Genomic DNA, 23,687 nt, shown 5'->3' with positions numbered 1-23,687 from the left:
ACACGGGACAGGTATCGACGGGAGCGCCGAGCACGGAGACCATCTCCGAGCCCGGCGCTCCCGCCGTCGTAGCCACCCCCCGCCCCATCGCCCGGGTCCTGCCCCTGCTCGAACCCGCCCACCTGGACCGGGATTTCGACTACCTCGTCCCGCCCGACCTCGACGCCGACGCCCAACCCGGCGTCCGAGTCCGAGTCCGCTTCTCCGGCCGCCTCATCGACGGCTACATCCTCGAACGCCTCGAAAAGACCTCCCACACAGGCAAACTCGTCCGCCTCGACCGAGTGGTCTCCCCGGAAAAGGTCCTCACCCCAGAGATCCTGCGCCTCGTCACCGCCGTGGCCGCCCGCTACGCCGGCACCCGAGCCGACGTCCTCCGCTTGGCCATCCCACCCCGCCACGCCAAAGTCGAAGCCGAAGGCACCACCCCCAAACCGGCCACCCCGAAGAAACGCCGGGGCAAGTCCGCTACCGCGAAAGCCACTGCCCCGGAACCCACCCCGATCGACCTCGACGACCCGGCCGACCCGATCCCGGACAGCGATTCCGGCCAACCCGGCGCTCTTTCGCCAACCCCTCCGGTAGAAGTCGAACCGGCACCGGACGCGGGGTTGGGGTCGTCCAACGCTGATCAATCATCGAATACTGTTGCGTCGGAGAACTTTTCACCGGCGACTCGCATTGTGGGAGGATCCGGCGCGGCCGCAGACGGTGCGCAGGGAGAGGTAGCGGGGGCGATCGGTGCGGAGCTTTCCGATCACCCGGAGCCGGGGGCGAGCCCGGTCGGTGGCGCGCCGTCGCAGGTGGCGGGCGTCGACATCTCCGGCAATGAAGCCTCGCTCGAGTCGGGTGCGGCCGAGTCCGGTGCTGGTGCGCCGGATTTGGCCCATGACGACTTGCGGGGCGCGCCCATCGAACCGGCAACGGGGAAGATCGACGTCGACGGTGCGACTGCGGAAGCTGATCCGGGGCAGGGGGTTGCCGACCGATACCCGGGTTGGGGACGGTATGCGCATGGGTATTCCTTCCTCGGTGCGGTGGCGGCTGGGCGGGGGCCGCGGGCGGCTTGGCAAGCGTTGCCCGGGGAGGATTGGGCGCGGCGGTTGGCGGAGTTGGCGGCCACGACCGTGGGGAGTGGGCGCAGTGCGATTCTGATGGTGCCGGACCAGCGGGATTTGGATCGGGTGCTGGCGGAATGTGTTGCGCTGGTGGGGGAGTCGGCGGTGGGGCTGGCAGCCGGGCTGGGGCCTTCGGCACGGTATCGGCGGTGGCTGGCGGCGTTGCGCGGGACGGCGCGCGTGGTGGTGGGGACGCGTAGTTCGGTGTTCGCGCCGGTGAAAGACCTTGGGCTTATCGCTATTTGGGATGACGGGGATGACACCTACGCGGAGCCTCGCTCGCCCTACCCGCATGCGCGGGAAGTGGCGATGCTGCGTGCGCACGAGACCGGAGCGGCGTTTGTCGCGGCCGGTTTCGCGCGCACGGCCGAGGTGCAGGCGATCGTCGAATCCGGTTGGGCCCATGACCTACTCGCCGAACGCAGCCTGCTCCGGCAGGTGATGCCCCGCCTCATCGCGCCCGGCGACACCGATGCCGCCCTGGAACGCGATCCGATGGCGCGAGCGATCCGCATCCCGGCGGCCGCGTTCATGGCCGCCCGCCGCGCCCTAGCAGCGGGCGAACCCGTGCTGGTACAGGTTCCCCGCCGCGGCTACATCCCCGCCCTGTCCTGCTCGAAATGCCGGACCCCGGCCCGCTGCCGCCACTGCAACGGCCCATTGGCACTGCCGGACAACAACATCCGCGCTTCGGCAGCGGGTAAGACCACGACAGAGCGTGGTACTGCCGCTGCGGGCCGAGGTGCCGGTCACGGGCCGACCTCCGATCAGCGCGGTGCGGGTCCGGCTGGACGGAGCCGCGCCACAGGTTCGCCGGGAGCCTCGGGCGCGCAGGGTCGAGGATTCCAGCAGAGCGGCGAGTACGAGCAGCAAGGGCTGAATTTCGAGAACGATTGGGGAGCAGGTGCGCCCGGCCCCGGCGCGCACGGACGCGACAGCGGCGGGCGCGGTCAGGGTGTTGGGGCGCAGGCTCGGGGTGCGCGGGATCGGGTTGATCTCGGTGTGGCGGTGGGGGTTGGGACGCCGCGCGGGGGTGCGGAGGTGGCGCACAGTCCGGCGTGCCGGTGGTGTGGGATCACCGAGGCGGCGTTTCGGTGTGGGGCTTGTGGGTCCAGGGCGTTGCGTGCCGTTGTGATCGGTGCGGCGCGGACGGCGGAGGAGTTGGGGCGGGCCTTTCCGGGTGTGCCGGTGCGGGGGTCGGGTGGGTCGGCCGTATTGAGTTCGGTGCCGGAGGGGCCGCAGGTGGTGGTGTCCACGATCGGGGCGGAACCGTCTGTGCCGGGCGGGTATTCGGTGGCGATGTTGCTCGATGGGTGGGCGCTGCTCGGGCGCGAGGATCTGCGGGCGGCGGAGGACGCCATGCGGCGGTGGATGTCCGCTGCGGCGCTGGTGCGGCCCGGGGGTCAGGTGATCGTTATGGCGGATCCGGCACTCGCGACCGTGCAGGCATTCCTGCGCTGGGATCCGGTTGGGCACGCGCAGTTCGAGCTGGGGGAGCGGATCGATGTGCGGTTCCCGCCCGCCGTTCGGCTGGCCGCCATCGACGGCACCGCCGATTCGATCGCCGAGTTGCTCGCCGAGGCAAAGCTCCCCGATGTGGTCGAGGTACTCGGGCCGGTACCGCTGCCGCCCGGGGCGCGAAAGCCGTTCTCCTCCGGCGATTCTCCCGCCGAAGTGGAGCGGATGATTCTGCGCGTGGACCGCTCGGCCGGATCCTCGCTGTCCAAAGCGCTGAGCATCGCCCAGGCCGTGCGCAGCACCCACAAGTCCGACGACCCGTTGCGCGTGCAGATCGATCCGGTCGATATCGGCTGAGAGCCCGTGTCGGACAGTGGAATACGGCCGCTGCCGCGTTCGGCGCTACTCGCCGGTGACCTCGTGACGTGGAAGCGCGGCCAGCGCGGTCAGCGCGTTGAGGAAGCCACGGCGGTCGGCGGCCGGGATGCGGTCGAGGAGGCGGTCTTCGCGAGCCTGGATATCGGCTTGGGCCGCATCGCGTAGTCGGCGTCCGGCCGGGGTGAGGGCGAGTAGCCGGGCGCGGCGGTCGGCGGGGTCGGGGGTGCGTTCGATGAGGCCGCGGGCTTGCAGATCGTCCAGGACGGCGATGATGCGGGTCTTGTCCGCGCCGATCTCCTGGGCCAGCACCCCTTGCCCGCGCGCGGGTCCCTCGCCCAGGGCGAGCAGCACCACGTACGCCCACATGCTCACCCCGTGTGCCGCCAGGATCGGCTGCTCGGCCGCCATCAGCGCGCGGCCGAGGGGAACGATCATCGCTGCCAGATCCGGGCGGGTTGTCCTCATGCGGACAAGATTATGCGGCGTTGCGGTGCGGCCGTTCGATCGTGTCCGCGGCGCGGGTCAGAATCCGGTCCGCGTCGAAATGATCGGCCTGCCACGAGTCGGTTCCGATGCCGACCCGTCCCCGCCACGCCTTGATGATCTCGGTGTGCACCGGCCAGCGCACGAATCGCCGCATATCGCGTTCGGATTCCCATACCGAGATGGATCCGCCGCGCCGTTCGGCGGGCCTGCCCCACAGCCAGAGTCCGACCGCGCCCTGCATGACGGGCCAGGTGCGCCCCAGGTCGAGGCCGGTTTCGTAGATGCTTCGAACCTCCTCGTCCGACCCCGCCAGGAAGTCGGTCACGCTGACGAAAACGTCACCGGAGATGTCTTGGCGGGGTCCGGGATTCCACGGCATCAGCACGGTGCCGTCGGAGAAGAGGTCAGATTTAGTATGCATATGTAGACGATAAGCGGATACATACTAAATCGGCAAGGGATCGGTTTCAGCGGTACGCCGGGGCGACCCGCTGCGCCCATTCCGCATAGCTGGTCGCCGGTCGGCCGAGCACGCGCTCGACATCCGAGCTGACCTGCTGCTCGGCCTCGGTCGGCTCGCCGAGAATCGAAAGCGTGTGATCCGCAACCGATTCCGGCATGAACCGCAGCATGTTGACCTTGGCCTGATCACGAGTCAACTCGACGAACCGCAGCGGCTCCCCGAGTGCGGCGGCCAACGCCTCCGACTGTTCGCGCGGCGTGATCACCGCGGGTCCGGTCACCGTGTACGCCTGCCCGTGATGCCCGTCCTCGCGCAGCGCGGCCGCCACCACCGCCGCGATATCGCCCGGATCGACCACCGGCAGTCCGACATCCCCGAACGGCGCGGGCACCATGCGCTGGGTCCGTACCGGCTCGATCCAGGCGAAGGTATTGCTGGCGAACGCTCCCGGCCGCACCGAGGTCCACTCCAGATCCGAAGCGGCCAAGGCCTTTTCGAATGCAATGGTGCGGGCGTAGCCCGCGCTCTCGGCCCGCGTCACCGCACCCTGCGAGGACAGGAACACCACTCGCCGAACCCCTTGCGCGGCGAGAGTTTCGAGGATCTCCCTCGGTTCGGGCCCGGACACCAACTGCTCGCCGGTGATGAGCAGGAACAGCGCGTCCGCTCCGGCCGCGACCGCGGCGAGGCTGGCGAGATCGCCCACATCTCCGGTGCGGTGCTCGACGCCCGCGGGCAGTTCCACCGGCTTGGTGCCGCGCGATACCGCGACGACCTTCTCGCCCGCATCGGCGAGGATGCGCACCACGGTGCCGCCGACATTGCCCGTTGCTCCGGTTACCACGATCATGTTCGTTCCTTAGTTAGTTGGCTGACTGAAAAGAACGATAGAGCAGTCGACGGCAGGTTGTCTATAGTGAGTTGTATGACTAACTCAGTAGGTCGTGGCGCGGGTAAGCGCGAGCGGCTGGCCGACGCGGCCGCCAAGGTCTTCCACGAGCAGGGCGTGGAGAAGACCACCATCGCCGATATCGCGCGCGTCGCCGAGGTGCCGGTGGGAAACGTCTACTACTACTTCAAGACCAAGGATCAGCTGGTCCAGGCGGCGATCGGCGCGCACGACCGCACCGCGAAGGAGATCATCGCCGCGCTGGAGCAGTTCGACAGCCCGGCCGAGCGACTCAAGGCGCTGGTGCGCGGCTGGGTCGATCAGCGCGATACCGCCGTCCAATTCGGTTGCCCCTCCGGCAGTCTCGCCACTGAACTGGATAAGCGCGCCGACGGCCTGGATCAGGAACTGGCCGATGTCATGCGCGGCCTGCTGGACTGGATCGAAACCCAGTTCGCGGCAATGGGTCGCAAGGACGCTCGTGAACTCGCGGTCGCGCTCTTCGCGTCGTATCAGGGAATCTCACTGCTCACCAACACCTTCCGCGATCCGGAGATGATGGCGGGGGAGGGTCGGCGGCTGGAGCGCTGGATCGATTCCCTGGCTTGAACGCCCCGCGATTCCCGAGCCTTCGGGATGAGCTGCGGGAGAGTCTGTCTCAGCTCAGCTCAGCTCAGCTCAGCTCAGCGCGGGCTGCGCCGGGCGCACACTCCACCGGCCGTCGGCGCGAATGATGCGCACGGGATGATCGAAAGCGTCGCTGATGTGCTCGGTCGTGACCACCTCGTCGACGGATCCGCTCACCAGCGCGTGACCGTCGCGCAGCAGCATCGCATGTGTGGTCCCCGTCGGCAGTTCCTCCAGATGATGGGTCACCAGCACCGACGCCAAATCGGGGTGCGCCCGCTGAAGCAGGTCGATCCGCTCCAGAAGTTGTTCGCGCCCAGCGAGATCGAGCCCCGTCGCGGGTTCGTCCAACAGCAGCAGTCGCGGTTTCGGCATCAGCGCACGAGCGATGAGCGCCCGCCCGCGCTGCCCCTGCGACAGAATCGGCCAGGGCGCGTCATGTCGGTGCGCGAGACCCAGCATGTCGATCAGTCGATCGGCCTCGGCAAGCTGTTCGGCGCTGGGCTGCCAGCGCGGCACCAGTTCCGCGGTATTGGTAATGCCCGTCAGCACGACCTCGTGCACGGTCAGCGGACTGCGCGGCGTATGCCGCGGGTCGACATGCCCGATGGCGGTACGCAATTCGCGCATATCCACGCGCCCGAGTCGTTTGCCGAGCACTTCCACGCTCCCGCGCGTGGGATGCTCGAAGGCACCCAGCATGCGCAGCAGGGTGGTCTTGCCCGCGCCGTTCGGCCCCAGCAGCGCCCAGTGCTCGCCCGCGCGCACGGTCAATGAAACCGCTTGCAGAATAGCGTTTCCGTCCCGCACGACATCGACCGCGTCGACCTGGAGCACCGGGGAGTCCGTCATCTCTCCACCGTAGCAAACTCCTCAGACAAGTTGAGGAGTGCGAGCAACGCCACAGTTTGCCGGAAACCCGCTGTGTAGGGTGGCGATATGGCGATCGAGGCTGTTCTCTTCGACTTCTCCGGCACCGTATTCCGATTCGAGGAATCGGAATACCAGAACGCAGATCTGACCGACGGCGACGGCCGTCGCCTGGACACCCACGAGGTCGCCGCGATCATGCGCGCCATGACCGCTCCGGTGGGCCAATTCGTCGAACTCGACGAGGAAGGCCAATACGCTTGGGAGCGAAGGGATCTCGACCCCGCCCTGCATCGCATCGCCTATATGCAGACGCTGCTGCGCAAGGGTGTTCCGCAGATTCCCGCCGAACAGATCTACGAGCGCATGCTCGACGCGGTGATGTGGAGTCCCTATCCCGATACCGGTGAGGTGCTGCGCGCGCTGCACGAACGCGGCGTACCGGTGGCCATCGTCAGCAATATCGCCTGGGATATCCGCCCGGCATTCAGCAGCCGGGGCTGGGACCGCTATATCGACGAGTTCACCCTCTCCTTCGAAGTGGGCGCGGTGAAACCGGATCCGCGCATCTTCGAATCCGCTCTCACCAGCCTGGGCGTCGCGCCCGAGCGAGCGCTGATGATCGGTGACAGTGCCGAGGCCGACGGCGGCGCGACGGCTCTCGGCTGCGAGTTCGCCCTGGTAGACCCCGTTTCGGTGCTGGATCGCCCGAGTGCCCTGCGCGATATCGTCGCGTCCCGCGGCCTGATCGCCCGTCCCGCCTAACCAACCAAACCGGCAGGTTCGTGTCCCACGACACACTTGCTGTCGACTGTTTGCCGATATATCGTTGATAGCGTCAAGAACAACGACGAAGCCTGAGGAGGCACACCATGGAACGCATGGAGAACTTTGACAACAGGGGCCGCGGGCCCTGGCGGCGACTGCGCAGCGAAGAGCAGCAGGGCCCCGAACACCCGCGGATGCGACGCGGTGGACGCGGCGAATTCGGCCCGCGTGAGAACGGCCCGCATCGTCACGGTCACGGCCGGGGTTTCGGCCCGGACTTCGGTCCCGGCGGTTTCGGCCCGGGCGGTTTCGGTCCCGGCGGCGGCCCGCACTTCGGTCGTGGACGCGGTCGCGGTGGACGTGGTCGTCGCGGTGATGTCCGCGCCGCCATCCTGCTGCTGCTGCAGGAGCGGCCCATGCACGGCTACGAGCTGATCCAGCAGATCCGCGAGAAGAGCCAGGATGTCTGGCGTCCGAGCCCGGGTTCCATCTACCCCGCGCTCTCGCAGCTCGAGGACGAGGGCCTGGTCATCATCGAGAAGGTGGCCGGTCGCAAGACCGCCAAGCTCACCGAGGCCGGCACCGCGTACCTGGAGGAGAACCGCTCCGAACTGGGCGATCCCTGGCAGGACGTCAAGGACGGCGTCGGCGATCAGGCGCTCGATCTGCGCGCGCTGATCGGTCAGCTCATGGGTGCGGCCGCACAGGTCGCCGCGGCGGGCACGCCGGATCAGGCCGCCAAGGCCGCGGAGGTACTCACCGAGGCGCGCCGGTCGCTCTACCGGATCCTCGCCGAAGACGACACACCCGAAAAGTAGTGGGGTCACAACACCGCAACCCGGTAGGCATTGTGACCCCTCACAAGCGATCATTCCTATATGGGAATTCGGAGGAGCCGGTCGCGAAAGTCGCTGTTGCGCAGCGTCGCACCGGTCGGGGTGATGGTGCTCGGGGTTATCGCGGGCGTGACGGCAATGCCGGTCGAGGCGGCGGCACAACCTTCGGGGCAGCCGGTGGCAGGGACGATCTTCTTTCTGCCGCCGGTGGTGCCGACCGAACCGGGACCGCCGCAGGACGGTCCGCTCGCGGCCGCCAACTATTTGAAGCTGCATCCGAACGCCGCGCCCGAGGGCACGAACAACTTCGGATGCAAGCCGAACGCCGAACATCCGAGACCGGTGGTTCTGGCACACGGCACAGATTCCTCGGCCTATTCGGACTTCTCGGTCATCGGCCCGCAACTCGTACAGGCCGGATTCTGCGTTTTCGCGCTGAACTACGGCGGTAAGCCGGGCGCGAAGACCTTCGGCACCGAGGACGTATGGGCCAGCTCCGCGCAGATCGGTGCGTTCGTCGATCAGGTGCTCGCCGCGACCGGGGCCGCCAAGGTCGATATGGTCGGATTTTCCCAGGGCGCCAGCGTGACTCGCTATTTCATCAACAAACTCGATGGCGCGGCCAAGGTGGATCGATGGGTCGGGGTGGCCTCGCCCAGCTACGGCGGCGTGATGTACGGACTGGTGCCGGTGGCGCAGCAGGTGCCCGCGCTCTACACCGTGGCCGAACTGTTCAGCTCCGTCGCCGCGGTTCAGCAGGCGGCGGGTTCGGCGTTCATCAGTGAGTTGAACGCGGGCGGTGACACCGTCCCCGGCGTGCGCTACACCACAATCGGCAGCCGGGTCGATGAGATGATCCAGCCCTTCGAGAACATCGCGCTGCGTGGTGCGGGCGCGGACAATGTGGTCTTGCAGGACCTGTGCGCGGTCAACAAGACCGGACACTTCCACGAGGTCTACGACCCATACGTGCAGCAATTGGTGCGCAACGCGCTCGATCCCGAACATGCGACGGCACCGTCCTGTGTGCCGGTCGCGCTGGGCACCGGAATCAGCGAAGTGGTGCTGGCGGCACATTCCTGAGGTGGTCGCGGCCCGGTGCGCGGCGTGGCGGTTCGTTCTTATCCGTAAAATGAGACGACCGTATTCGTTCGCACCGGGAGTAGTCCGTGACCATCCAGCCCGTCCGCCTGTTCGGCGATCCGATCCTGCGCGCTCGCGCGGCGGAGGTCGAGACCTTCGATTCCCAGGTGCGTCAGTTGGTGACCGATCTGCTCGACACCATGTACGAGAGCGGCGGGGTCGGGATGGCCGCGCCGCAGATCGGGGTCGGGTTGCGGGTGTTCGTGTACGACACCGGGGACGCGCAGGGGCATCTGATCAATCCGGTGTTCGAGGTCGTCGGTGACGAGACGCAGGTCGGGCCCGAGGGATGTCTGTCGATTCCCGGTGTGCGGGAAGATGTTTCGCGGGCCAATACGGTGATCGCGCGCGGCGTCGACATGGAGGGCGCGGCGGTCGAGTTCCGGGCGGAAGGGCTGCTGGCCCGATGCGTACAGCATGAGACCGATCATCTCGACGGTGTGCTGTTCCTGCAGCGGCTGGATCCGGCCGTGCGTAAGGAGGCGATGCGCACCCTGCGTGAATCGTCTTGGTTCACACAGGGAATCACGGTGCTGGCCGCGTCCGAGCTCGGTGGCGGCCGTCGCACCCGGGAACGGAGTCGTTGATGCGCTTGGTCTTCGCTGGCACGCCCGAACCGGCGGTGCCGTCGCTGCGGCGGCTCATCGAATCGGGACGGCACGAGGTGGTCGGGGTGGTGACCCGGCCGGACGCGGTGGCCGGGCGCGGGCGCAAGGTGACGCGCTCGCCCATCGGACTGCTCGCCGACGAGTACGGGATTCCGGTGTTCACCCCGCGCAAACCGTCCGAACCCGAATTCATCGAGCAATTGACCGAGCTCGCGCCCGATTGCTGCCCGGTGGTGGCGTACGGTGCGCTGCTGCCCGAGCGGGTGCTGGCGATTCCGCGGCACGGGTGGATCAACCTGCATTTCTCGCTGCTGCCCGCCTGGCGTGGCGCGGCTCCGGTGCAGGCGGCGATTCTGGCCGGTGACGAGATCACCGGCGCGTCCACCTTCCTGATCGAGAAGGGCCTCGATACCGGGCCGGTGTTCGGCACCGTCACCGAAAAGGTCCGGGTCACCGATACTTCGGGCGTACTGCTCGAGCGCCTCGCCGAAAGTGGCGCGCACCTTTTGGAATCCACCCTCGACGGGGTGGAAGCCGGTGCGCTGCACTCGGTTCCGCAATCCACCGACGGCGTCTCGTACGCCCCCAAGGTGGAGGTGGAAGCGGGCCGGGTGCGCTGGGATGAGCCGGCCCTGGCCATCAACCGCCGCATTCGCGCGGTCACCCCCAACCCCGGAGCCTGGACGGAGGTCGACGGTAAGCGCATCAAGCTCGGCCCCGTCGAAATGGTGGAGGAAACCCTCCCCGCCCGCGAGATCGAGGTCCGCAAGTCGGGCGTCTTCATCGGCACCGCCACCACAGCCGTCCGCCTCACCGAGGTCCAACCCCAAGGAAAGCGCATGATGCCTGCCCTCGACTGGGCGCGCGGCGCCCGCCTCCAGCCCGGCGCGGTCACCGAATGACCCGCCCCGAGCGGGACGAACCAACCGGCAAATCGCGCAGCCTCCGCCAAAGCGCCAGCCGCGCAGACGGAAACAGCCAGCGCCGCGACAACGGCACTCCCCGCACCGGTGGCACCGATCGCCGCGACAGCGGCGCGGCCCGCACCGGGGGCACCGATCGCCGCGATTCGGGCACAGCTCGTTCCGGCGGCGCGGACCGCCGCGATAACGGCGGCGCTCGTTCCGGCGGCGACCGCCGCGACGACCGCCCCGCCAAGCCCGCGCGCCGCGACTGGCGTCCCCGCGCGGCCAACGCACCGTACGGCAAGCCCGCCACCGCATCCGGCGAGCCGAGCCGCGGCGACAACCCAAGCGGCTCACGCCAATACAAGTCGGCACGCCCCGACAGTGACCCCAAGCGGTCCTACAGCGCGGGCAAGACCGATTCTCCGCGCGGCACCTCCGAACGCCCCGGACGCGGGTCCGATGAGCGCCGCGCCGCCGAATCGACCCGCAAGGACTCGCGCGGGACGGGTGGCAAGCCTGGTACGGCATCATCGGCCGCCTCGCCGAGCGGTAGGAGCGGCGGCGCGGAACGCCCGCGTGGCAAGCGCGAATTCGTTGCGGCACAGGATGATCGACGCCGAGACTCGAATCGTTCCGACCCGAGCCGTAAGGCCGGTTCGGGTGGTCGGGATTCCGGTGCTGCCGGTGCGAAGTCGCGTGCCGGCGGGGGCAAGTCCGGTGGGGCGGGTGGGAAGGCCGCTGCGGTCGTGCACGGGGTGGATCCGGTGCGGGTTGTGGCCCGGGATGTGTTGCGGGCGGTGCGGGAGCGGGATGCCTACGCGAATTTGGTGCTGCCGGGGTTGTTGCGGGAGCGGAAGATCAGTGGGCGGGACGCGGCGCTGGCCACCGAGTTGACCTATGGGGCGGCGCGGTCGCTCGGTCTGCTCGATGCCGTGATCGAGGCCGGGGCGGGGCGGTCGGTCGCGGAGATCGACGGGCCGCTGCTGGATGCGCTGCGGTTGGGGACCTATCAGCTGTTGCGGACCCGGATCGGGGCGCACGCGGCGGTGGACACCTCGGTGGCGTTGGCTCGGGCCGAATATGGCGCCGGGCGTGCGGGATTCGTGAACGCGGTGCTGCGCCGGGTGGCGGAGAAGACGGCCGAGGAATGGGTCGAGCAACTCGCGCCGCAGGACACGCTGGGGAATCTGGCGTTCGAGTACGCGCATCCGGTGTGGATCGCGCAGGCCTTCGCCGATGCCCTCGGTGCGCGGGCGGGTGAGTTGCAGGAGGTGCTCGCGGCCGATGACGCCCGGCCCACCGTGCATCTGGTCGCCCGGCCGGGTGAGATCAGTGCCGAGGAGTTGGCGCTGGTCAGCGGTGGCGAGGAAGGTAAGTGGTCGCCGTACGCCGTCTATCTCGACAGTGGCGATCCGGGCAAGCTGGAGCCGGTGCGCGAGGGTATGGCCGCCGTTCAGGACGAGGGCAGTCAGCTTGTCGCGCTCGCGGTTACGCGCGCACCCCTGCAGGGCCCCGATGGCGGCCGCTGGCTGGATCTGTGTGCCGGACCGGGCGGTAAGACCGCGCTGCTGGGCGCGATCGCCGATATCGACGGCTTCCACATCGATGCCGTCGAGCCCGCCGAACATCGCGCCGATCTGGTGCGGCAGGCGGCGCGTGGGCTGCCGGTCGATATCCATATCGCCGACGGCCGCGAGAGCGGACTCACCCCCGGATACGACCGCATCCTGGTCGACGCCCCGTGCACCGGTCTCGGCGCGCTGCGCCGCCGCCCGGAGGCGCGCTGGCGCAGGCAGCCCTCGGACGTCAAGGATCTGGTCAAGTTGCAGCGCGAATTGCTCAGCGCCGCATGGGATCTGGTCCGCCCCGGTGGCGTGGTCGTGTACTCGACGTGTTCCCCGCACCTCCCGGAAACGGTTTCGGTGGTCGGAGATATGGTCCGGCGCACCGGCGCGGAACAGCTCGACACCCGCGAATTGCTCCCGGGCGTACCGGATCTCGGCGACGGCCCGGGCGCACAGCTGTGGCCGCACCGCCACGGCACCGACGCGATGTTCGTCGCGGCCCTGCGCAAACCGCTCGCCTAATTCGGGCGAAAGCCGCTCGAAAGCCGCGCTGATGCGCGACGTGGCTCGGTCGACTCGGTGTCACGCCCGCGATCGCATCGGACGCGGTCGCGGTGATGCGGCCCGGGTTGCCCGGGCCGCATCGTTGTCAGCGCACGATATTCATTGCCGCGCGGGCGGATTCGGCCGCCACGACACCCACACGCCCGCCCGCGGCGCGCGCCGGCAGCGGATCGCCATCCACTGCGGCCGCTCGGTGTCATCCGGCCCGAGATCGGTGCGCCCGAGCATGCAGCTGCCATCGGAATCCGGTATCAGCTCGATGGTTTCGCCATTCACCTCGAGGAACCGCTGCGGCCGCCCACTGCCGTAGCGCACCACCGAGTTGATGGTCAGGTCCGCGATATGGAAGCAGCACCACCATTGCGGCTGGGTCCGGGTGCGCCGGGTGATGGTGCGCGCCGCCGAGACCGTATGCCGCAGTTCGGCCAGCGCCCGGAATCGATCGGCGGGTGTGAAATCCCCCGGATCATCGGATCCGGGGCACAGCACCGGCGATTGATCATCGGGATATCGATAGCCGGGATCGACCTCACCGCGCCAGCGCATTTCGGCCATTCGCGTGGTGATCGGCAGCCCATGCCATTCCTCATCGCACCAGGGGTGCGGGCAGCGTGGGAAGTCCGGATCACCGTAGTCGTAGCCGGTGCGTGGTTCGCCGTCGGCCAGCTGTTCGTTCACGAGCTGGTCGATCTGATTCACGATGTGTCGATCGCGATACTGCGTCATGGTCCCGCCAGGTTGCGGTGCGTGCCGAGTGGCCTCGATCGTTCCACCGGCGGCGGGCGCAGGCAAGCCCATTGCTTGCCGGGCACTCACTCGCGGGCGGACTGCTCCCGCAGGCGCGCAAGGGTTTTCGCGAGGATGCGAGACACATGCATTTGCGAGATCCCCATCTGCTGGGCGATCTGGGTCTGGGTCATGGATTCGAAGAACCGCATGGTGAGGATGCGCCGTTCGCGTTCGGGCAGTCCGGCGAGCAGCGGCCGGATGGCCACGTACTCCTCGACCCGATCGAACTGGGATTCCTCCTCGCCGAGGGTGTCCAGCAGTGACGCCTCGGTATCGCGACCGACCGAGACCGCGTCGATGGAGCTGGGCTGGTACGCGTTTCCGGCGATGACCGCCTGGGTGACCTCATCGGCGTCGATGCCGAGTTGGGCGGCGATCTCCTTGGCGGTGGGGGAGCGGCCCAGCTGCTGGGAGAGCGCGTCGATGGCCGCGCCGATGCGCAGATGAGTTTCCTTGACCCGCCGCGGAACTCGCATGGCCCAGGTGTTGTCGCGGAAGTATCTGCGAACCTCACCCATGATGGTGGGCACCGCGAAGGACAGGAAGTTGGAGCCGCGCCCGATATCGAAGCGGTCCACCGCGTGCACCAGCCCCACCCGGGCGACCTGGGTGAGATCGTCGAAGGGTTCCCCGCGCCCGCTGAATTTGCGGGCGATGTGATCGGCGAGCGGTATGCACCGGTTGATCAGTTGGCCGCGTAGCGCGGCGCGGCGCGCGGAATTCGGTTCGGTGGCGGCCAATTGCTCGAACAGTGCCGCCACATCGTCGTAGCCGGAGCCGCTGCGCGCGACCTCCTCGGCGACCTCTTCGATCTCCTCGGCGTCGACCGTCTCATCGTTGTCGGCCGCTTCGTTGTTCTCGGCGTCGTCCTCGGTGCCGGTCGCTGCGTCCTGTGCGGCCGCGGCAGCGGAGGCGACGTCTGCCGCCGTGGTGTCCTGCGGGGATTTCGCTGCGGTGGCAGCGGTTTCGGGGGTTCCCGCGCTATCGGGCGCGGGTGTTCCGCTCGCGGCGGACCGCTCGCTCGGCACCCCGTTATTCTGTCTGGAGTCGGCGGCGCTGTGCTCGGAATCGGGCGAATCGGGCTGCGACGCATCGGGCGAGGCGAACACCATGTCCTCGTCGGTCACTACGCCTTCCCCCGGACCCGCCGGAACTCCACCGTCGTCGGGTATCCGGAGATCGCCGGGTCGTACGCGCCCTGGTTGGCTGTCACCTCATCGGCCAGGGTGCGCAGCACATGCCAGCCGAAACTGTGCTGGTTCGGCAAACCTTCCGAACCCGCGATCCCACTGACCCGAATCACCAAATCGCTGTCACCCACGGTGAACACGCACTGCAGCGTCGACCCGGGTACGGCCAGGGCGATGACCGTGGAGGCGGCCTCGTCAACGGCGAGCCGGATATCGGCTACCTCGTCCAGGGTGAATTCACTGAGTAGCACCAGGGTTTCGGCGAGTCCGCGCACGATGGGCAACTGGGAGACGGACGCGGCGACACCGATCTCGACCGGTGTGGCGCGGACCCCTTTTTCCGCCGAAATGTTGATCACCTGCACTAGGCTACCCATTTCCGCGCCCGGCAATCAGCGCAATGGCCCCGATCCACCGCCCGGATGCGTGCCCACCCCGCTGAATCGAGTTCGCCCGCAGTCTGCCACGCGCCCGGATCGATCATGTGCGCCGTCGCCCGGGGAACCGGGCACGTTCACCGGGCGTGGCGGGGTCTGCGGTGTCGTGGTTTCGGGGGTGCGGCGACCGTTAGACTGCCGCGTGTGTGCACCCCTTCCTCTCCTTTCACGCGGCCCGCGCCCATGATCGCGCCGTCCATCCTGTCCGCCGATTTCGCACGCCTCGGGGATGAGGTGAAGGCCATCGCGGGAGCCGATTGGGTGCACGTGGATGTGATGGACAACCACTTCGTGCCGAACCTGACGCTGGGTTTGCCGGTGGTGCAGAGCCTGTTGAAGGCCACGGACATTCCGCTGGACTGCCATCTGATGATCGAGGATCCCGAGCGCTGGGCCCCGGGCTACGCCGAGGCGGGCGCGTACAACGTCACCTTCCACGCCGAGGCGACCGATAATCCGATCGCCGTTGCCCGCGATATCCGCGCGGCCGGTGCGAAGGCGGGGCTCTCGGTGAAGCCGGGCACCCCGATCGAGCCGTACCTGGAGATCCTGCGCGATTTCGACACCCTGCTGGTGATGAGTGTCGAACCCGGTTTCGGCGGCCAGTCGTTCATCGCCGAGGTGCTGGAGAAGGCCCGCATCGTGCGCCGCCTGGTCGATTCCGGTGAGCTGCGCCTGGTGGTGGAGATCGACGGCGGCATCAATATGGACACCATCGAGCAGGCGGCCGAAGCCGGAATCGACTGTTTCGTAGCGGGTTCCGCCGTCTACAACACCGCAGATCCGGCCGCAACGGTGGAAGCCTTGCGGCAGAAGGTGATTGCGGTGGAGGCCTCAGCGGCCCAGTAGGGCCTCGACCACCGCTTCCAGCGGTGGCACCGAGCTGACCGTCTCCGGCGGCTGAATCCAGGTGCGGTAGCCCGTCCGCTCGTCATCGGCGGACGGCAGCACCACCTGGGCTCCGGCGCACGCGACGGTGGCGTACATCCGGAACAGTGCCGCGCCGACCGGCGTGCTCAGCGTCTCCGGGCGGGCCGGACCGGTGATGAAGGTCCAGCGCCGCGCCCGCGGATGGTGCACGACCGGCCCGGCCAGTTCAGCCTGGGTGAGCCGCGCGAGCACGCGTTCGCCTAGTTCGGCGGGCATGGTGACGGCGCCGTAACGGCTGCCTATCTCCAGAAGAATGTGTCGTGACGTGGGATCTATCGATGCCGGGAGATGAAATTCGCGCCGGTACTGCACGCAACGAACTTCGAGGGTGGTATCGAGAAGCGTGGTCACGCTGCACTCCCAATTGTGTTGTAGTCCACCTGGATCCGACCCGCGCGGGGTCCAACCTTCCTTAGGTTCGACGTGGCGAAGATTCACCCGCGCCGAGAACCGGCGGCGGATGCGGGACTGTTCTGCGCTGAACTGCTCGCGAGAGGTAAAACTGAGCGAAGTTGAACTGTAGGAATCAGCTGCATAACAATCTTGCGACCATTTCTTCAGATGCGCAAGATTCTGGTGTAAGCGAGTCGGATTTGGGTACGACGCGCCGACGATCTCGGGACGCAGCTGTCTGAAGTGTGATGTTCCAGCGCGTGAGGCGCTCTGCCCGCTACGACGGGCTGTCGTTAGGCTGGTGGCGGACGCCCGCTCATCGGGGAATATCACCGGTGGTCCGGGCTGTTGGCGCAAGCGTAGGGCCGCCAGTCACGGCCCGCGGCGACTGGGAGAGGTTGGGCATGTTCACTGGCATCGTTGAGGAGCTGGGCGAGATCGTCGCCACCGAGCAGCTGGCCGATGCGGCCCGGCTCACCATTCGGGGTCCGCTGGTGACCTCCGATGCCGGACACGGGGATTCGATCGCGGTCAACGGTGTGTGCCTGACCGTCGTGGATCAGCGGGTCGAAGGCGACACCTTCACCGTCGACGTCATGGCGGAGACCCTCAATCGCTCCAGCATCGGCGGCCTCGCCAATGGCGCGCGGGTCAATCTGGAACGCGCCGCCGCGGTGAACAGCCGCCTCGGCGGGCATATCGTGCAGGGCCATGTCGACGGCACCGGCACCGTGCTCTCCCGCACCCCCTCGGAGAACTGGGAGGTCGTGCGAATCTCGTTGCCCGACAGCATCGCCCGCTACGTGGTGGAGAAGGGTTCGATCACCGTCGACGGCATCTCGCTCACGGTCTCGGGTCTGGGCCTGTCCGATGCGGTCGCCGTGGACGGCAGCAAGGACTGGTTCGAGGTCTCGCTCATCCCGACCACCCGCGAACTCACCACGCTCGGCACCGCCCCGGTGGGCGCCACGGTGAACCTGGAGGTGGACATCATCGCTAAGTACGTGGAGAGGCTCGTTCAGCGCGGCTAGCGCAAGACGACGCCGGAGGCGGCGCAAAACGGACGCTGCCCTACTGTAGGTAGCGGCACCTAATTCGAGATGGAGCACAACAGACGTGACCAGGTTCGACACCATCGAGCGCGCAGTCGCCGACATCGCAGCCGGTAAGGCCGTTGTCGTCGTCGACGACGAGGGCCGGGAGAACGAGGGCGACCTCATCTTCGCGGCGGAGAAGGCAACACCCGAGCTCGTGGCCTTCATGATCCGCTACACCTCCGGTTACATCTGTGTCCCTCTCACGGGTGAAGACTGCGACCGCCTGGGCCTGCCGCCCATGTACGCCGTCAATCAGGACAAGCACGGCACCGCGTACACCGTGTCCGTGGATGCCCGCGAGGGCATCTCGACCGGTATCTCCGCCGCCGACCGCGCCACCACCATGCGGGTGCTGGCCGATCCGCTGGCCAAGTCCGACGACCTGACCCGCCCGGGCCACGTGGTTCCCTTGCGCGCCAAGGACGGTGGCGTGCTGCGCCGCGCCGGGCATACCGAGGCCGCGGTCGACCTATCCCGGATGGCCGGGCTCAGCCCCGCCGGCGTCATCTGCGAGATCGTCAGCCAGAAGAACGAAGGCGATATGGCGCGCACCGAGGAGCTGCGCGTCTTCGCCGACGAACACGATCTGGCGCTCATCTGCATCGCCGACATGATCGCCTGGCGGCGCAAGAACGAGAAGCATGTCCGCCGCGTCGCCGAGGCCCGCATCCCGACCTCGTTCGGTGACTTCAAGGCCATCGGCTACGAGAGCGAATACGACGAGTCCGAGCATGTCGCCCTGGTCATGGGCGATATCGCCGGCGCCGACGGCAAGGGTGAGGACGTGCTGGTGCGCGTGCACTCCGAATGCCTCACCGGCGATGTCTTCGGTTCGCTGCGCTGCGATTGCGGTCCGCAGCTGAACGCGGCCCTGCAGCTGGTGGCCGATGAGGGTCGCGGCGTGGTGCTGTACATGCGCGGGCACGAGGGCCGCGGTATCGGCCTCATGCACAAGTTGCAGGCCTACCAGGTGCAGGACGAGCAGCAGCTGGACACCTACGACGCCAATATCGCCATCGGCCAGCCCGCCGACGCGCGCGATTACGGTACGGGCGCACAGATTCTGGTGGATCTGGGCATCACCTCGATGCGGCTGCTCACCAATAATCCGGATAAGCGCGCCGGGATCGAGGGCTACGGCCTGAGCATCACCGAACGCGTGCAGATGCCGGTGCGCGCCAATTCGCACAATCTGAGCTACCTGCGCACCAAGCGGGATCGCATGGGCCACGACCTGGTCGGCCTGGACGATCTCGACCTGGGCGAAACCGCGAACTGACCGACTGTTCCCGAGCACTGAGAAGGGCGGAAAACCGATGAGCGGCACGGGCGTACCCACGTTCGAGCTCGCCGATGCCAAGGATCTCAAACTTGGCATCGTGGCGTCGCGCTGGCACACCACCATCTGCGACGCGCTGGTCGCGAACGCCGAGCAGACCGCGCGCGCCGCCGGGGTCTCCGATATCACCGTGGTCCGCGTCGCGGGCGCGATGGAACTGCCGGTGGTGGCGCAGGCGCTGGCCCGCAGCCATGACGCCGTCGTCGCGCTGGGCGTGGTGATTCGCGGTGAGACACCGCATTTCGAGTACGTCTGCGATTCGGTCACCGCCGGGCTGACCCGGGTCTCGCTCGATGAGAGCGTGCCGGTCACCAATGGCGTGCTCACGGTGAACACCGAACAGCAGGCCCTGGATCGCGCCGGACTGCCCGGTTCGTTCGAGAACAAGGGCGAGCAGGCCTCCGCCGCGGCCCTGGATGCCGCGCTGACCCTGCGCGAACTCTCGCAGACGGTCTGAGTCATGCCGGTCGTCCGGATCTGGAAGCGCGACGGCGGAGCGGAAGAACCGCCCCGCCGGAACGAGCCGTCCGCGACCGCATCGACGCAGCCGTCGGCAACCTCGTCGACGCAGCCGTCGGCAACCGAATCGAAGGCCGGTGAAACCGAAGTGTCTGGCACCGAAACCGCTGGCGCGCAGTCGAAATCGACCGCGGACGCGGCCGAGGAGAACGAGAACCCCGCGTCATCGGGAGCCGAATGGGATCTCGAGGTGCGTCCGCGGCACGCCATCATGACCGCGCGGATCGTCGCGGCGGCGCTGGCGCTGATCTTCATCATCGCCGGGATCCTGCTGCGTCGCGGTTCGACCGGCGTGAATTTCCGGCTCGCGGACCAATTGGGTCTCGCGGTCTTCGGTCTGCTGCTGGGCGGTGCGGTACTGCTGCTCACCCGTCCCCGGGTGCGCGTCGGTAAGCGCGGCGTCTCGGTGCGGAATATCCTGGGCGACAATGAGTTCCGCTGGCAGGATATTCGCGGCATCTCCTTCGCGGATAAGAAGTCCTGGGCTCGGCTGGAATTGGTGCACGACGAATACGTGCCTATGATGGCCATTCGCACCAATGACAAACTGCGCGCGGCCGGGGCGATGGATCGTTTCCGTGAGCTGGGCGCGAAATACACTGCCGCGAACACCAACTGACTAATTCCGCCCGGCGGCACGGGCATTCATGACATCGTGCGGTAGGCCGACGCCGGCCACCGCGCCCTCGCGAAGCACCACACAGTGATCGGCGTCGAGCGCCTCCGTGCGGTCGTGTGTGGCATGCACGACCGTGACACCGGCGGCCGCGGTCTCCCGTAGCGTTCGCGAGATCTCCTGCTGCGCTTCGATATCCAATCCCGTCGTGGGTTCATCGAGTAGTAGCAGATCCGACTCCTGCGCCAATGCGCGGGCGAGCAGTGTCCGCTGCCGCTGTCCGCCGGACAGATCGGTCAGGCGGCGGTCCGCGAGTGCGGCGATCCCCATGCGGTCCATGCAGTCCCGCACCACCGCTCGGTCACCGCGGGTGAGCCGCTGCCACGGACCCCGATGCGCCCAGCGGCCCATGGCCACCGTCTCCCGCACGGTGATCGGCAGGGTCGCGGGCACCCCGCTGTGCTGCACGACCAGGGCGGGCCGCCGCGCGCCGGAGCGCTCGACAGTGCCTGCGGCCGGGCGGATTACGCCCGCCAGCACCCCGAGCAGAGTGGATTTCCCCGATCCGTTCGGGCCCACCAGCGCCGTCACCCGCCCCGCCGGAATCTCGGCGGTGATCTCGTGCAGCACCGTCTGCGATCGATACCCGGCCGTCAGCGCGTCGAGCCGAACGGCCGGGGTGGGGGAATTGTGCACTGCGTCACCTAACTTGTATTGAAAATCGTTTTCATAATAGCGTGCCGTGCCATGGAGTGGCTGATCGCCCCGTTGGAGGTTTCATTCGTGCAGCGCGCGCTGTGGGGTGGACTGCTCGTCTCGGCCGTGTGCGCGCTGGCCGGGACCTGGGTTGTGGTGCGCGGTATGGCTTTTCTGGGTGAGGCGATGGCGCACGGGCTGCTGCCCGGGGTGGCGATCGCCTCGCTGCTCGGCGGAAATCTGGTGCTGGGCGCGGCATTCAGTGCCGGAGCCATGGCGGCGGGGGTGACGGCCCTGGGTCGCAGTCCGCGGTTCGCCGCCGATACCGCGATCGGACTGCTGTTCGCGGGCATGCTCTCGATCGGCGTGCTCATCGTTTCGCGGTCGCAGTCCTTCGCCGTGGATGTGACCGGGCTGCTGTTCGGTGACGTGCTGGCCATCCGGGAGCGTGATATCGCGTATCTGGCTGTCGCGCTAGGTATTTCGCTCGCCGTCGCGGTGCTCGGCCATCGCGCGTTCGTTGCCCTGACCTTCGATCCGCGCACCGCGCACACCCTCGGTCTGCGACCCCGCTGGGCGCAGGCGGCGCTGCTCGGATTGCTGACGCTCGCGATTGTCGCGTCCTTCCACGTCGTGGGGACGCTGCTGGTGTTCGGACTGCTCATCGCACCGCCCGCCGCCGCGACGTACTGGTCGCATCGGATTCCGGTGATCATGGCCCTGGCCGCCGTACTGGGCGGATTCGCCACCGCCGCCGGACTATTGGTCTCCTGGCATGCCGGAACGGCGGCCGGGGCCACCATTTCCGCCCTCGCGGTCGCGCTGTTCTTCGCCTCGGCGGTGCTGGCGCGCACGCGTGCGCCGATCGCACGATGGACGGCGCGATTTCGGGCGCGAACGCCCGTGCCGAGTGCGAACGGCCTTGTCCTGCTGGCGGTTCTGGCCACCGCGCTGCCGTTGGCCGCATGCGGTGCCGAGCCGGCGGAACAGCCGGTCGCCGAGACTCCGCACGGTTACGTCGCGGGGGCTGAGGAAGCCGACTCGCCCCAGTCCAGACTCGTGGTCGCCGATCCCGGCGGAGCTATTCGGGTGATCGATCTGATCACCGGCCAGGTTGCCGCCGCGGGCAACGCACCCGGAATCATGCGCCTGACCGGTGACGATCGCTTCGGATATCCCGTCAGCGCCGATACCACCCGCATTGTGGACGGCGGTGGCTGGACCGTCGATCACGGCGACCATATGCACTACTACCGCACCACGATTCGCGATATCGGCAGCCTCGGACGCGGCGATGTGACCGGCGTCGTCGGCGACAAGATGATCACCGCCATGGTCCGGGGCTCCGGGGCGGCGGCGCAGACGGTCCTACTGGATCGGGCCGCGCTGGATACCGGCACGGTCACCGAGCACGGCATCGTCGACGGCATCGCGGTCCCGTACGCGGAGCATCTCGTCGTCGCCACCGCGTCCGGGAGCGTGCAGGTCCGGATGCGGGACGGCGGACCGGTGACACCGCTCGCCGAGCAGTGTGCCGAACCGCGATCACCGACCGTGACCCGGCGAGGCGTCGTATTCGGCTGTGCGGATGGAGCTTTGCTGATCACCGCCGATGAGGGCCGATTCGACACCGCGAAGATCGCCTACCCGGACGCGGTTCCCGCCGCCGAACGCGCCACCGAGTTCACCCACCGCGCGACCGGAACCACGCTCGCCGCCCGAGCCGGAGAGCGCGGTGTCTGGGTGCTCGACGTCGATGCTCGCGGTTGGCGTTTCGTAGACACGGGGCCGGTGCTCGCCGTCAACACCGCGGGTTCGGGCAGTTCCCTGCTGACCTTGACCCGAGACGGTGTCCTGCATGCCTACGACATCGCGACGGGAGTGGAAACCGCACGGGCGCAGATACTTACCGAACCTGTTTCGAGTGCGGTTTCGCCGGTGATCGAGATCGATACCAACCGCGCCTACCTCAATGACGCCACCGGGCGCGCGGTCCACGAGATCGACTATCGCGACAATCTGCGCCGCGCGCGCACTTTCGCCCTCGATATCGCCCCCGCGCACATGGTGGAGACCGGCCGATGAGAACCCTGTTCCGGCCCTGCGCGGTCGTCCTGGCCGCCTGCGCGGCACTGCTGCTGGTTTCCGGCTGTTCGTCCTCCGGCACCGACCGGGTTCAAATCGTCGTCACCACGAACATTCTCGGCGATATGACCAGGGCCGTCGTCGGCGATGCCGCGGATGTCCTGGTGCTCATGCCCGCCGGTGCGGACCCACACCAGTTCGCCATCTCGGCCCAGCAGGCGGCGCGCATCGAGCGGGCCGCGCTGCTGATCCACAATGGTCTCGGGTTGGAGACCGGCGTGCAACGACAGGTGAGCGCCGCCGAAGACTCCGGCGTCCCAGCGCTTTCCGTGGGCGAACGGGTCGGCCCGATCAACTATCGAAACAGCGACCGGCCCGATCCGCACTTCTGGACCGATCCGGCCCGCGCCCACCGCGCCGTCGAAGCGATCAGCGCCCGCGTGCTGGAGATTTCGGGAATCGACACCGAGGCGGTGCGCGGCAACAGCGCCCGCTATCTGACCGAGCTCTCGACGCTGGACGCCTGGATGACCCAGCGCTTCGCCACCCTGACACCCGATCAGCGCCGCCTGGTCACCAATCACCATGTATTCGGTTATCTGGCACAGCGTTTCGATTTCCAGGTGATCGGCGCGATCGTCCCCAGCGGTACCGCGCTGGCCTCCCCGAGCGCCTCCGACCTGGCCGAACTCGCCACCGCGGTACGCGATTCCGGGGTGCCCACCATTTTCGCGGACTCCTCCCAGCCGGACCGTCTGGCCCGGGTGCTGGCCGAACAGGCGGGCGTGCACGTGAAAGTCGCCGCCCTGCACACCGAATCGCTGACCGCGCCCGGCGGGGGAGCGGCGACCTACCTGGAAATGATGCGCGCCAATACCGAGGCGATTGTCACCGGTCTGACCCTGCGCTGACCCA

At 68.0% G+C, this 23,687-nt stretch carries 23 protein-coding genes and 1 pseudogene; 15 read left to right on the top strand and 9 right to left on the bottom strand.

What is annotated here, in order from left to right:
* Positions 1-41 precede the first annotated feature (41 nt).
* Entirely contained in the window at positions 42-2,933 is a 2,892-nt protein-coding gene (locus tag ACFVUS_RS08135) for a primosomal protein N' (protein ID WP_387765452.1), read from the top strand.
* A 45-nt stretch (positions 2,934-2,978) separates the two neighbouring features.
* On the opposite strand, the gene ACFVUS_RS08130 is transcribed toward ACFVUS_RS08135, so the two are convergent.
* Genes ACFVUS_RS08130 through ACFVUS_RS08120 form a run of 3 tightly spaced genes read right to left on the bottom strand, consistent with a single transcriptional unit; the run spans position 2,979 to position 4,753 of the window.
* The gene (locus ACFVUS_RS08130) at positions 2,979-3,419 is read right to left on the bottom strand and encodes a MarR family winged helix-turn-helix transcriptional regulator (protein WP_375953410.1); all 441 of its coding nucleotides are present in this window, start codon (positions 3,417-3,419) and stop codon (positions 2,979-2,981) included.
* Positions 3,420-3,429: 10 nt separating this feature from the next.
* A complete protein-coding gene (locus ACFVUS_RS08125; RefSeq protein WP_387762519.1) occupies positions 3,430-3,861 on the bottom strand; it encodes a hypothetical protein in 432 nt (143 codons plus the stop codon).
* Between the two features lie 46 nt (positions 3,862-3,907).
* Positions 3,908-4,753 (bottom strand): NAD(P)H-binding protein, encoded by an 846-nt coding sequence (locus ACFVUS_RS08120; RefSeq protein ID WP_387762517.1) that lies wholly within the window; start codon positions 4,751-4,753, stop codon positions 3,908-3,910.
* Positions 4,754-4,828: 75 nt separating this feature from the next.
* Here ACFVUS_RS08120 and ACFVUS_RS08115 point away from each other — a divergent pair, with 75 nt between their 5' ends.
* Positions 4,829-5,401: a TetR/AcrR family transcriptional regulator gene (locus ACFVUS_RS08115; protein ID WP_387762515.1), complete on the top strand. Its 573-nt coding sequence runs from the start codon at positions 4,829-4,831 to the stop codon at positions 5,399-5,401.
* A 69-nt stretch (positions 5,402-5,470) separates the two neighbouring features.
* On the opposite strand, the gene ACFVUS_RS08110 is transcribed toward ACFVUS_RS08115, so the two are convergent.
* Positions 5,471-6,271, bottom strand: coding sequence for an ABC transporter ATP-binding protein (locus tag ACFVUS_RS08110; protein ID WP_387762513.1), 801 nt, complete (start codon positions 6,269-6,271; stop codon positions 5,471-5,473).
* An 87-nt stretch (positions 6,272-6,358) separates the two neighbouring features.
* Here ACFVUS_RS08110 and ACFVUS_RS08105 point away from each other — a divergent pair, with 87 nt between their 5' ends.
* The 6 genes and pseudogenes from ACFVUS_RS08105 to ACFVUS_RS08080 all read left to right on the top strand — a co-directional run.
* A complete protein-coding gene (locus ACFVUS_RS08105) occupies positions 6,359-7,054 on the top strand; it encodes an HAD family hydrolase (protein WP_387762511.1) in 696 nt (231 codons plus the stop codon).
* A 116-nt stretch (positions 7,055-7,170) separates the two neighbouring features.
* On the top strand, positions 7,171-7,875 hold the full coding sequence (locus ACFVUS_RS08100) for a PadR family transcriptional regulator (RefSeq protein WP_387762509.1): 705 nt from the start codon (positions 7,171-7,173) through the stop codon (positions 7,873-7,875).
* Positions 7,876-7,998: 123 nt separating this feature from the next.
* Entirely contained in the window at positions 7,999-8,976 is a 978-nt protein-coding gene (locus tag ACFVUS_RS08095) for an esterase/lipase family protein (protein WP_387765450.1), read from the top strand.
* An 86-nt stretch (positions 8,977-9,062) separates the two neighbouring features.
* A complete protein-coding gene (gene def / locus ACFVUS_RS08090; RefSeq protein ID WP_387762507.1) occupies positions 9,063-9,623 on the top strand; it encodes a peptide deformylase in 561 nt (186 codons plus the stop codon).
* Positions 9,623-10,546, top strand: a complete 924-nt coding sequence (gene fmt / locus ACFVUS_RS08085) for a methionyl-tRNA formyltransferase (protein ID WP_387762505.1) — start codon at positions 9,623-9,625, stop codon at positions 10,544-10,546. The genes def and fmt overlap by 1 nt, the downstream gene beginning before the upstream one ends.
* A gap of 773 nt (positions 10,547-11,319) precedes the next feature.
* Positions 11,320-12,639 (top strand): annotated as a pseudogene (locus tag ACFVUS_RS08080) (RsmB/NOP family class I SAM-dependent RNA methyltransferase); the annotation flags it as partial.
* Positions 12,640-12,780: 141 nt separating this feature from the next.
* Here the strand turns inward: ACFVUS_RS08080 and ACFVUS_RS08075 are convergent.
* The 3 genes from ACFVUS_RS08075 to ACFVUS_RS08065 form a co-directional block, all read right to left on the bottom strand.
* Positions 12,781-13,407, bottom strand: a complete 627-nt coding sequence (locus ACFVUS_RS08075) for a hypothetical protein (protein WP_387762502.1) — start codon at positions 13,405-13,407, stop codon at positions 12,781-12,783.
* Between the two features lie 86 nt (positions 13,408-13,493).
* Positions 13,494-14,282, bottom strand: coding sequence for a SigB/SigF/SigG family RNA polymerase sigma factor (locus ACFVUS_RS08070; protein ID WP_387765448.1), 789 nt, complete (start codon positions 14,280-14,282; stop codon positions 13,494-13,496).
* Between the two features lie 314 nt (positions 14,283-14,596).
* Positions 14,597-15,019: an anti-sigma factor gene (locus tag ACFVUS_RS08065; RefSeq protein WP_375953389.1), complete on the bottom strand. Its 423-nt coding sequence runs from the start codon at positions 15,017-15,019 to the stop codon at positions 14,597-14,599.
* Between the two features lie 261 nt (positions 15,020-15,280).
* On the opposite strand from ACFVUS_RS08065, the gene rpe reads away from it, so the two are divergent.
* Complete coding sequence (gene rpe / locus ACFVUS_RS08060) at positions 15,281-15,946, top strand: ribulose-phosphate 3-epimerase (protein WP_364632841.1); 666 nt, start codon at positions 15,281-15,283, stop codon at positions 15,944-15,946.
* Here the strand turns inward: rpe and ACFVUS_RS08055 are convergent.
* The gene (locus ACFVUS_RS08055; RefSeq protein ID WP_364632527.1) at positions 15,932-16,243 is read right to left on the bottom strand and encodes a hypothetical protein; all 312 of its coding nucleotides are present in this window, start codon (positions 16,241-16,243) and stop codon (positions 15,932-15,934) included. The genes rpe and ACFVUS_RS08055 overlap by 15 nt on opposite strands.
* Positions 16,244-16,824: 581 nt before the next feature.
* Here ACFVUS_RS08055 and ACFVUS_RS08050 point away from each other — a divergent pair.
* The 4 genes from ACFVUS_RS08050 (at position 16,825) to ACFVUS_RS08035 (ending at position 19,994) form a co-directional block, all read left to right on the top strand.
* Positions 16,825-17,451 carry a riboflavin synthase gene (locus ACFVUS_RS08050; protein ID WP_387762500.1) on the top strand — a complete coding sequence of 209 codons (627 nt, stop codon included), beginning with the start codon at positions 16,825-16,827 and terminating at the stop codon, positions 17,449-17,451.
* Positions 17,452-17,536: 85 nt separating this feature from the next.
* Positions 17,537-18,796: a bifunctional 3,4-dihydroxy-2-butanone-4-phosphate synthase/GTP cyclohydrolase II gene (locus tag ACFVUS_RS08045; RefSeq protein WP_387762498.1), complete on the top strand. Its 1,260-nt coding sequence runs from the start codon at positions 17,537-17,539 to the stop codon at positions 18,794-18,796.
* A 37-nt stretch (positions 18,797-18,833) separates the two neighbouring features.
* On the top strand, positions 18,834-19,313 hold the full coding sequence (gene ribH, locus ACFVUS_RS08040; RefSeq protein ID WP_387762496.1) for a 6,7-dimethyl-8-ribityllumazine synthase: 480 nt from the start codon (positions 18,834-18,836) through the stop codon (positions 19,311-19,313).
* Positions 19,314-19,463: 150 nt separating this feature from the next.
* Positions 19,464-19,994 (top strand): PH domain-containing protein, encoded by a 531-nt coding sequence (locus tag ACFVUS_RS08035; protein WP_387762494.1) that lies wholly within the window; start codon positions 19,464-19,466, stop codon positions 19,992-19,994.
* Here ACFVUS_RS08035 and aztA read toward each other — a convergent pair whose 3' ends face one another.
* Complete coding sequence (aztA, locus tag ACFVUS_RS08030; protein WP_387762492.1) at positions 19,995-20,687, bottom strand: zinc ABC transporter ATP-binding protein AztA; 693 nt, start codon at positions 20,685-20,687, stop codon at positions 19,995-19,997.
* Between the two features lie 51 nt (positions 20,688-20,738).
* On the opposite strand from aztA, the gene aztB reads away from it, so the two are divergent.
* Positions 20,739-22,772, top strand: a complete 2,034-nt coding sequence (aztB, locus tag ACFVUS_RS08025) for a zinc ABC transporter permease AztB (protein ID WP_387762490.1) — start codon at positions 20,739-20,741, stop codon at positions 22,770-22,772.
* Positions 22,769-23,683 (top strand): zinc ABC transporter substrate-binding protein AztC, encoded by a 915-nt coding sequence (gene aztC / locus ACFVUS_RS08020; RefSeq protein WP_387762488.1) that lies wholly within the window; start codon positions 22,769-22,771, stop codon positions 23,681-23,683. Before aztB ends, aztC begins: the two co-directional genes overlap by 4 nt.
* Positions 23,684-23,687: the final 4 nt, after the last annotated feature.

Source organism: Nocardia sp. NPDC058058 (assembly GCF_042885355.1).
Classification (GTDB): domain Bacteria; phylum Actinomycetota; class Actinomycetes; order Mycobacteriales; family Mycobacteriaceae; genus Nocardia.
This window is presented reverse-complemented; position numbering and strand designations above follow the sequence as displayed.

Excerpts from the sequence above, each read along its gene's own strand:
- ACFVUS_RS08130 (WP_375953410.1), bottom strand. The coding sequence starts at position 3,419 with ATGAGGACAACCCGCCCGGATCTGGCAGCGATGATCGTTCCCCTCGGC.
- ACFVUS_RS08125 (WP_387762519.1), bottom strand. The coding sequence starts at position 3,861 with ATGCATACTAAATCTGACCTCTTCTCCGACGGCACCGTGCTGATGCCG.
- ACFVUS_RS08120 (WP_387762517.1), bottom strand. The coding sequence starts at position 4,753 with ATGATCGTGGTAACCGGAGCAACGGGCAATGTCGGCGGCACCGTGGTG.
- ACFVUS_RS08115 (WP_387762515.1), top strand. The coding sequence starts at position 4,829 with ATGACTAACTCAGTAGGTCGTGGCGCGGGTAAGCGCGAGCGGCTGGCC.
- ACFVUS_RS08110 (WP_387762513.1), bottom strand. The coding sequence starts at position 6,271 with ATGACGGACTCCCCGGTGCTCCAGGTCGACGCGGTCGATGTCGTGCGG.
- ACFVUS_RS08105 (WP_387762511.1), top strand. The coding sequence starts at position 6,359 with ATGGCGATCGAGGCTGTTCTCTTCGACTTCTCCGGCACCGTATTCCGA.
- ACFVUS_RS08100 (WP_387762509.1), top strand. The coding sequence starts at position 7,171 with ATGGAGAACTTTGACAACAGGGGCCGCGGGCCCTGGCGGCGACTGCGC.
- ACFVUS_RS08095 (WP_387765450.1), top strand. The coding sequence starts at position 7,999 with ATGGTGCTCGGGGTTATCGCGGGCGTGACGGCAATGCCGGTCGAGGCG.
- fmt (WP_387762505.1), top strand. The coding sequence starts at position 9,623 with ATGCGCTTGGTCTTCGCTGGCACGCCCGAACCGGCGGTGCCGTCGCTG.
- ACFVUS_RS08075 (WP_387762502.1), bottom strand. The coding sequence starts at position 13,407 with ATGACGCAGTATCGCGATCGACACATCGTGAATCAGATCGACCAGCTC.
- rpe (WP_364632841.1), top strand. The coding sequence starts at position 15,281 with ATGATCGCGCCGTCCATCCTGTCCGCCGATTTCGCACGCCTCGGGGAT.
- ACFVUS_RS08055 (WP_364632527.1), bottom strand. The coding sequence starts at position 16,243 with ATGCCCGCCGAACTAGGCGAACGCGTGCTCGCGCGGCTCACCCAGGCT.
- ACFVUS_RS08050 (WP_387762500.1), top strand. The coding sequence starts at position 16,825 with ATGTTCACTGGCATCGTTGAGGAGCTGGGCGAGATCGTCGCCACCGAG.
- ribH (WP_387762496.1), top strand. The coding sequence starts at position 18,834 with ATGAGCGGCACGGGCGTACCCACGTTCGAGCTCGCCGATGCCAAGGAT.
- aztB (WP_387762490.1), top strand. The coding sequence starts at position 20,739 with ATGGAGTGGCTGATCGCCCCGTTGGAGGTTTCATTCGTGCAGCGCGCG.
- aztC (WP_387762488.1), top strand. The coding sequence starts at position 22,769 with ATGAGAACCCTGTTCCGGCCCTGCGCGGTCGTCCTGGCCGCCTGCGCG.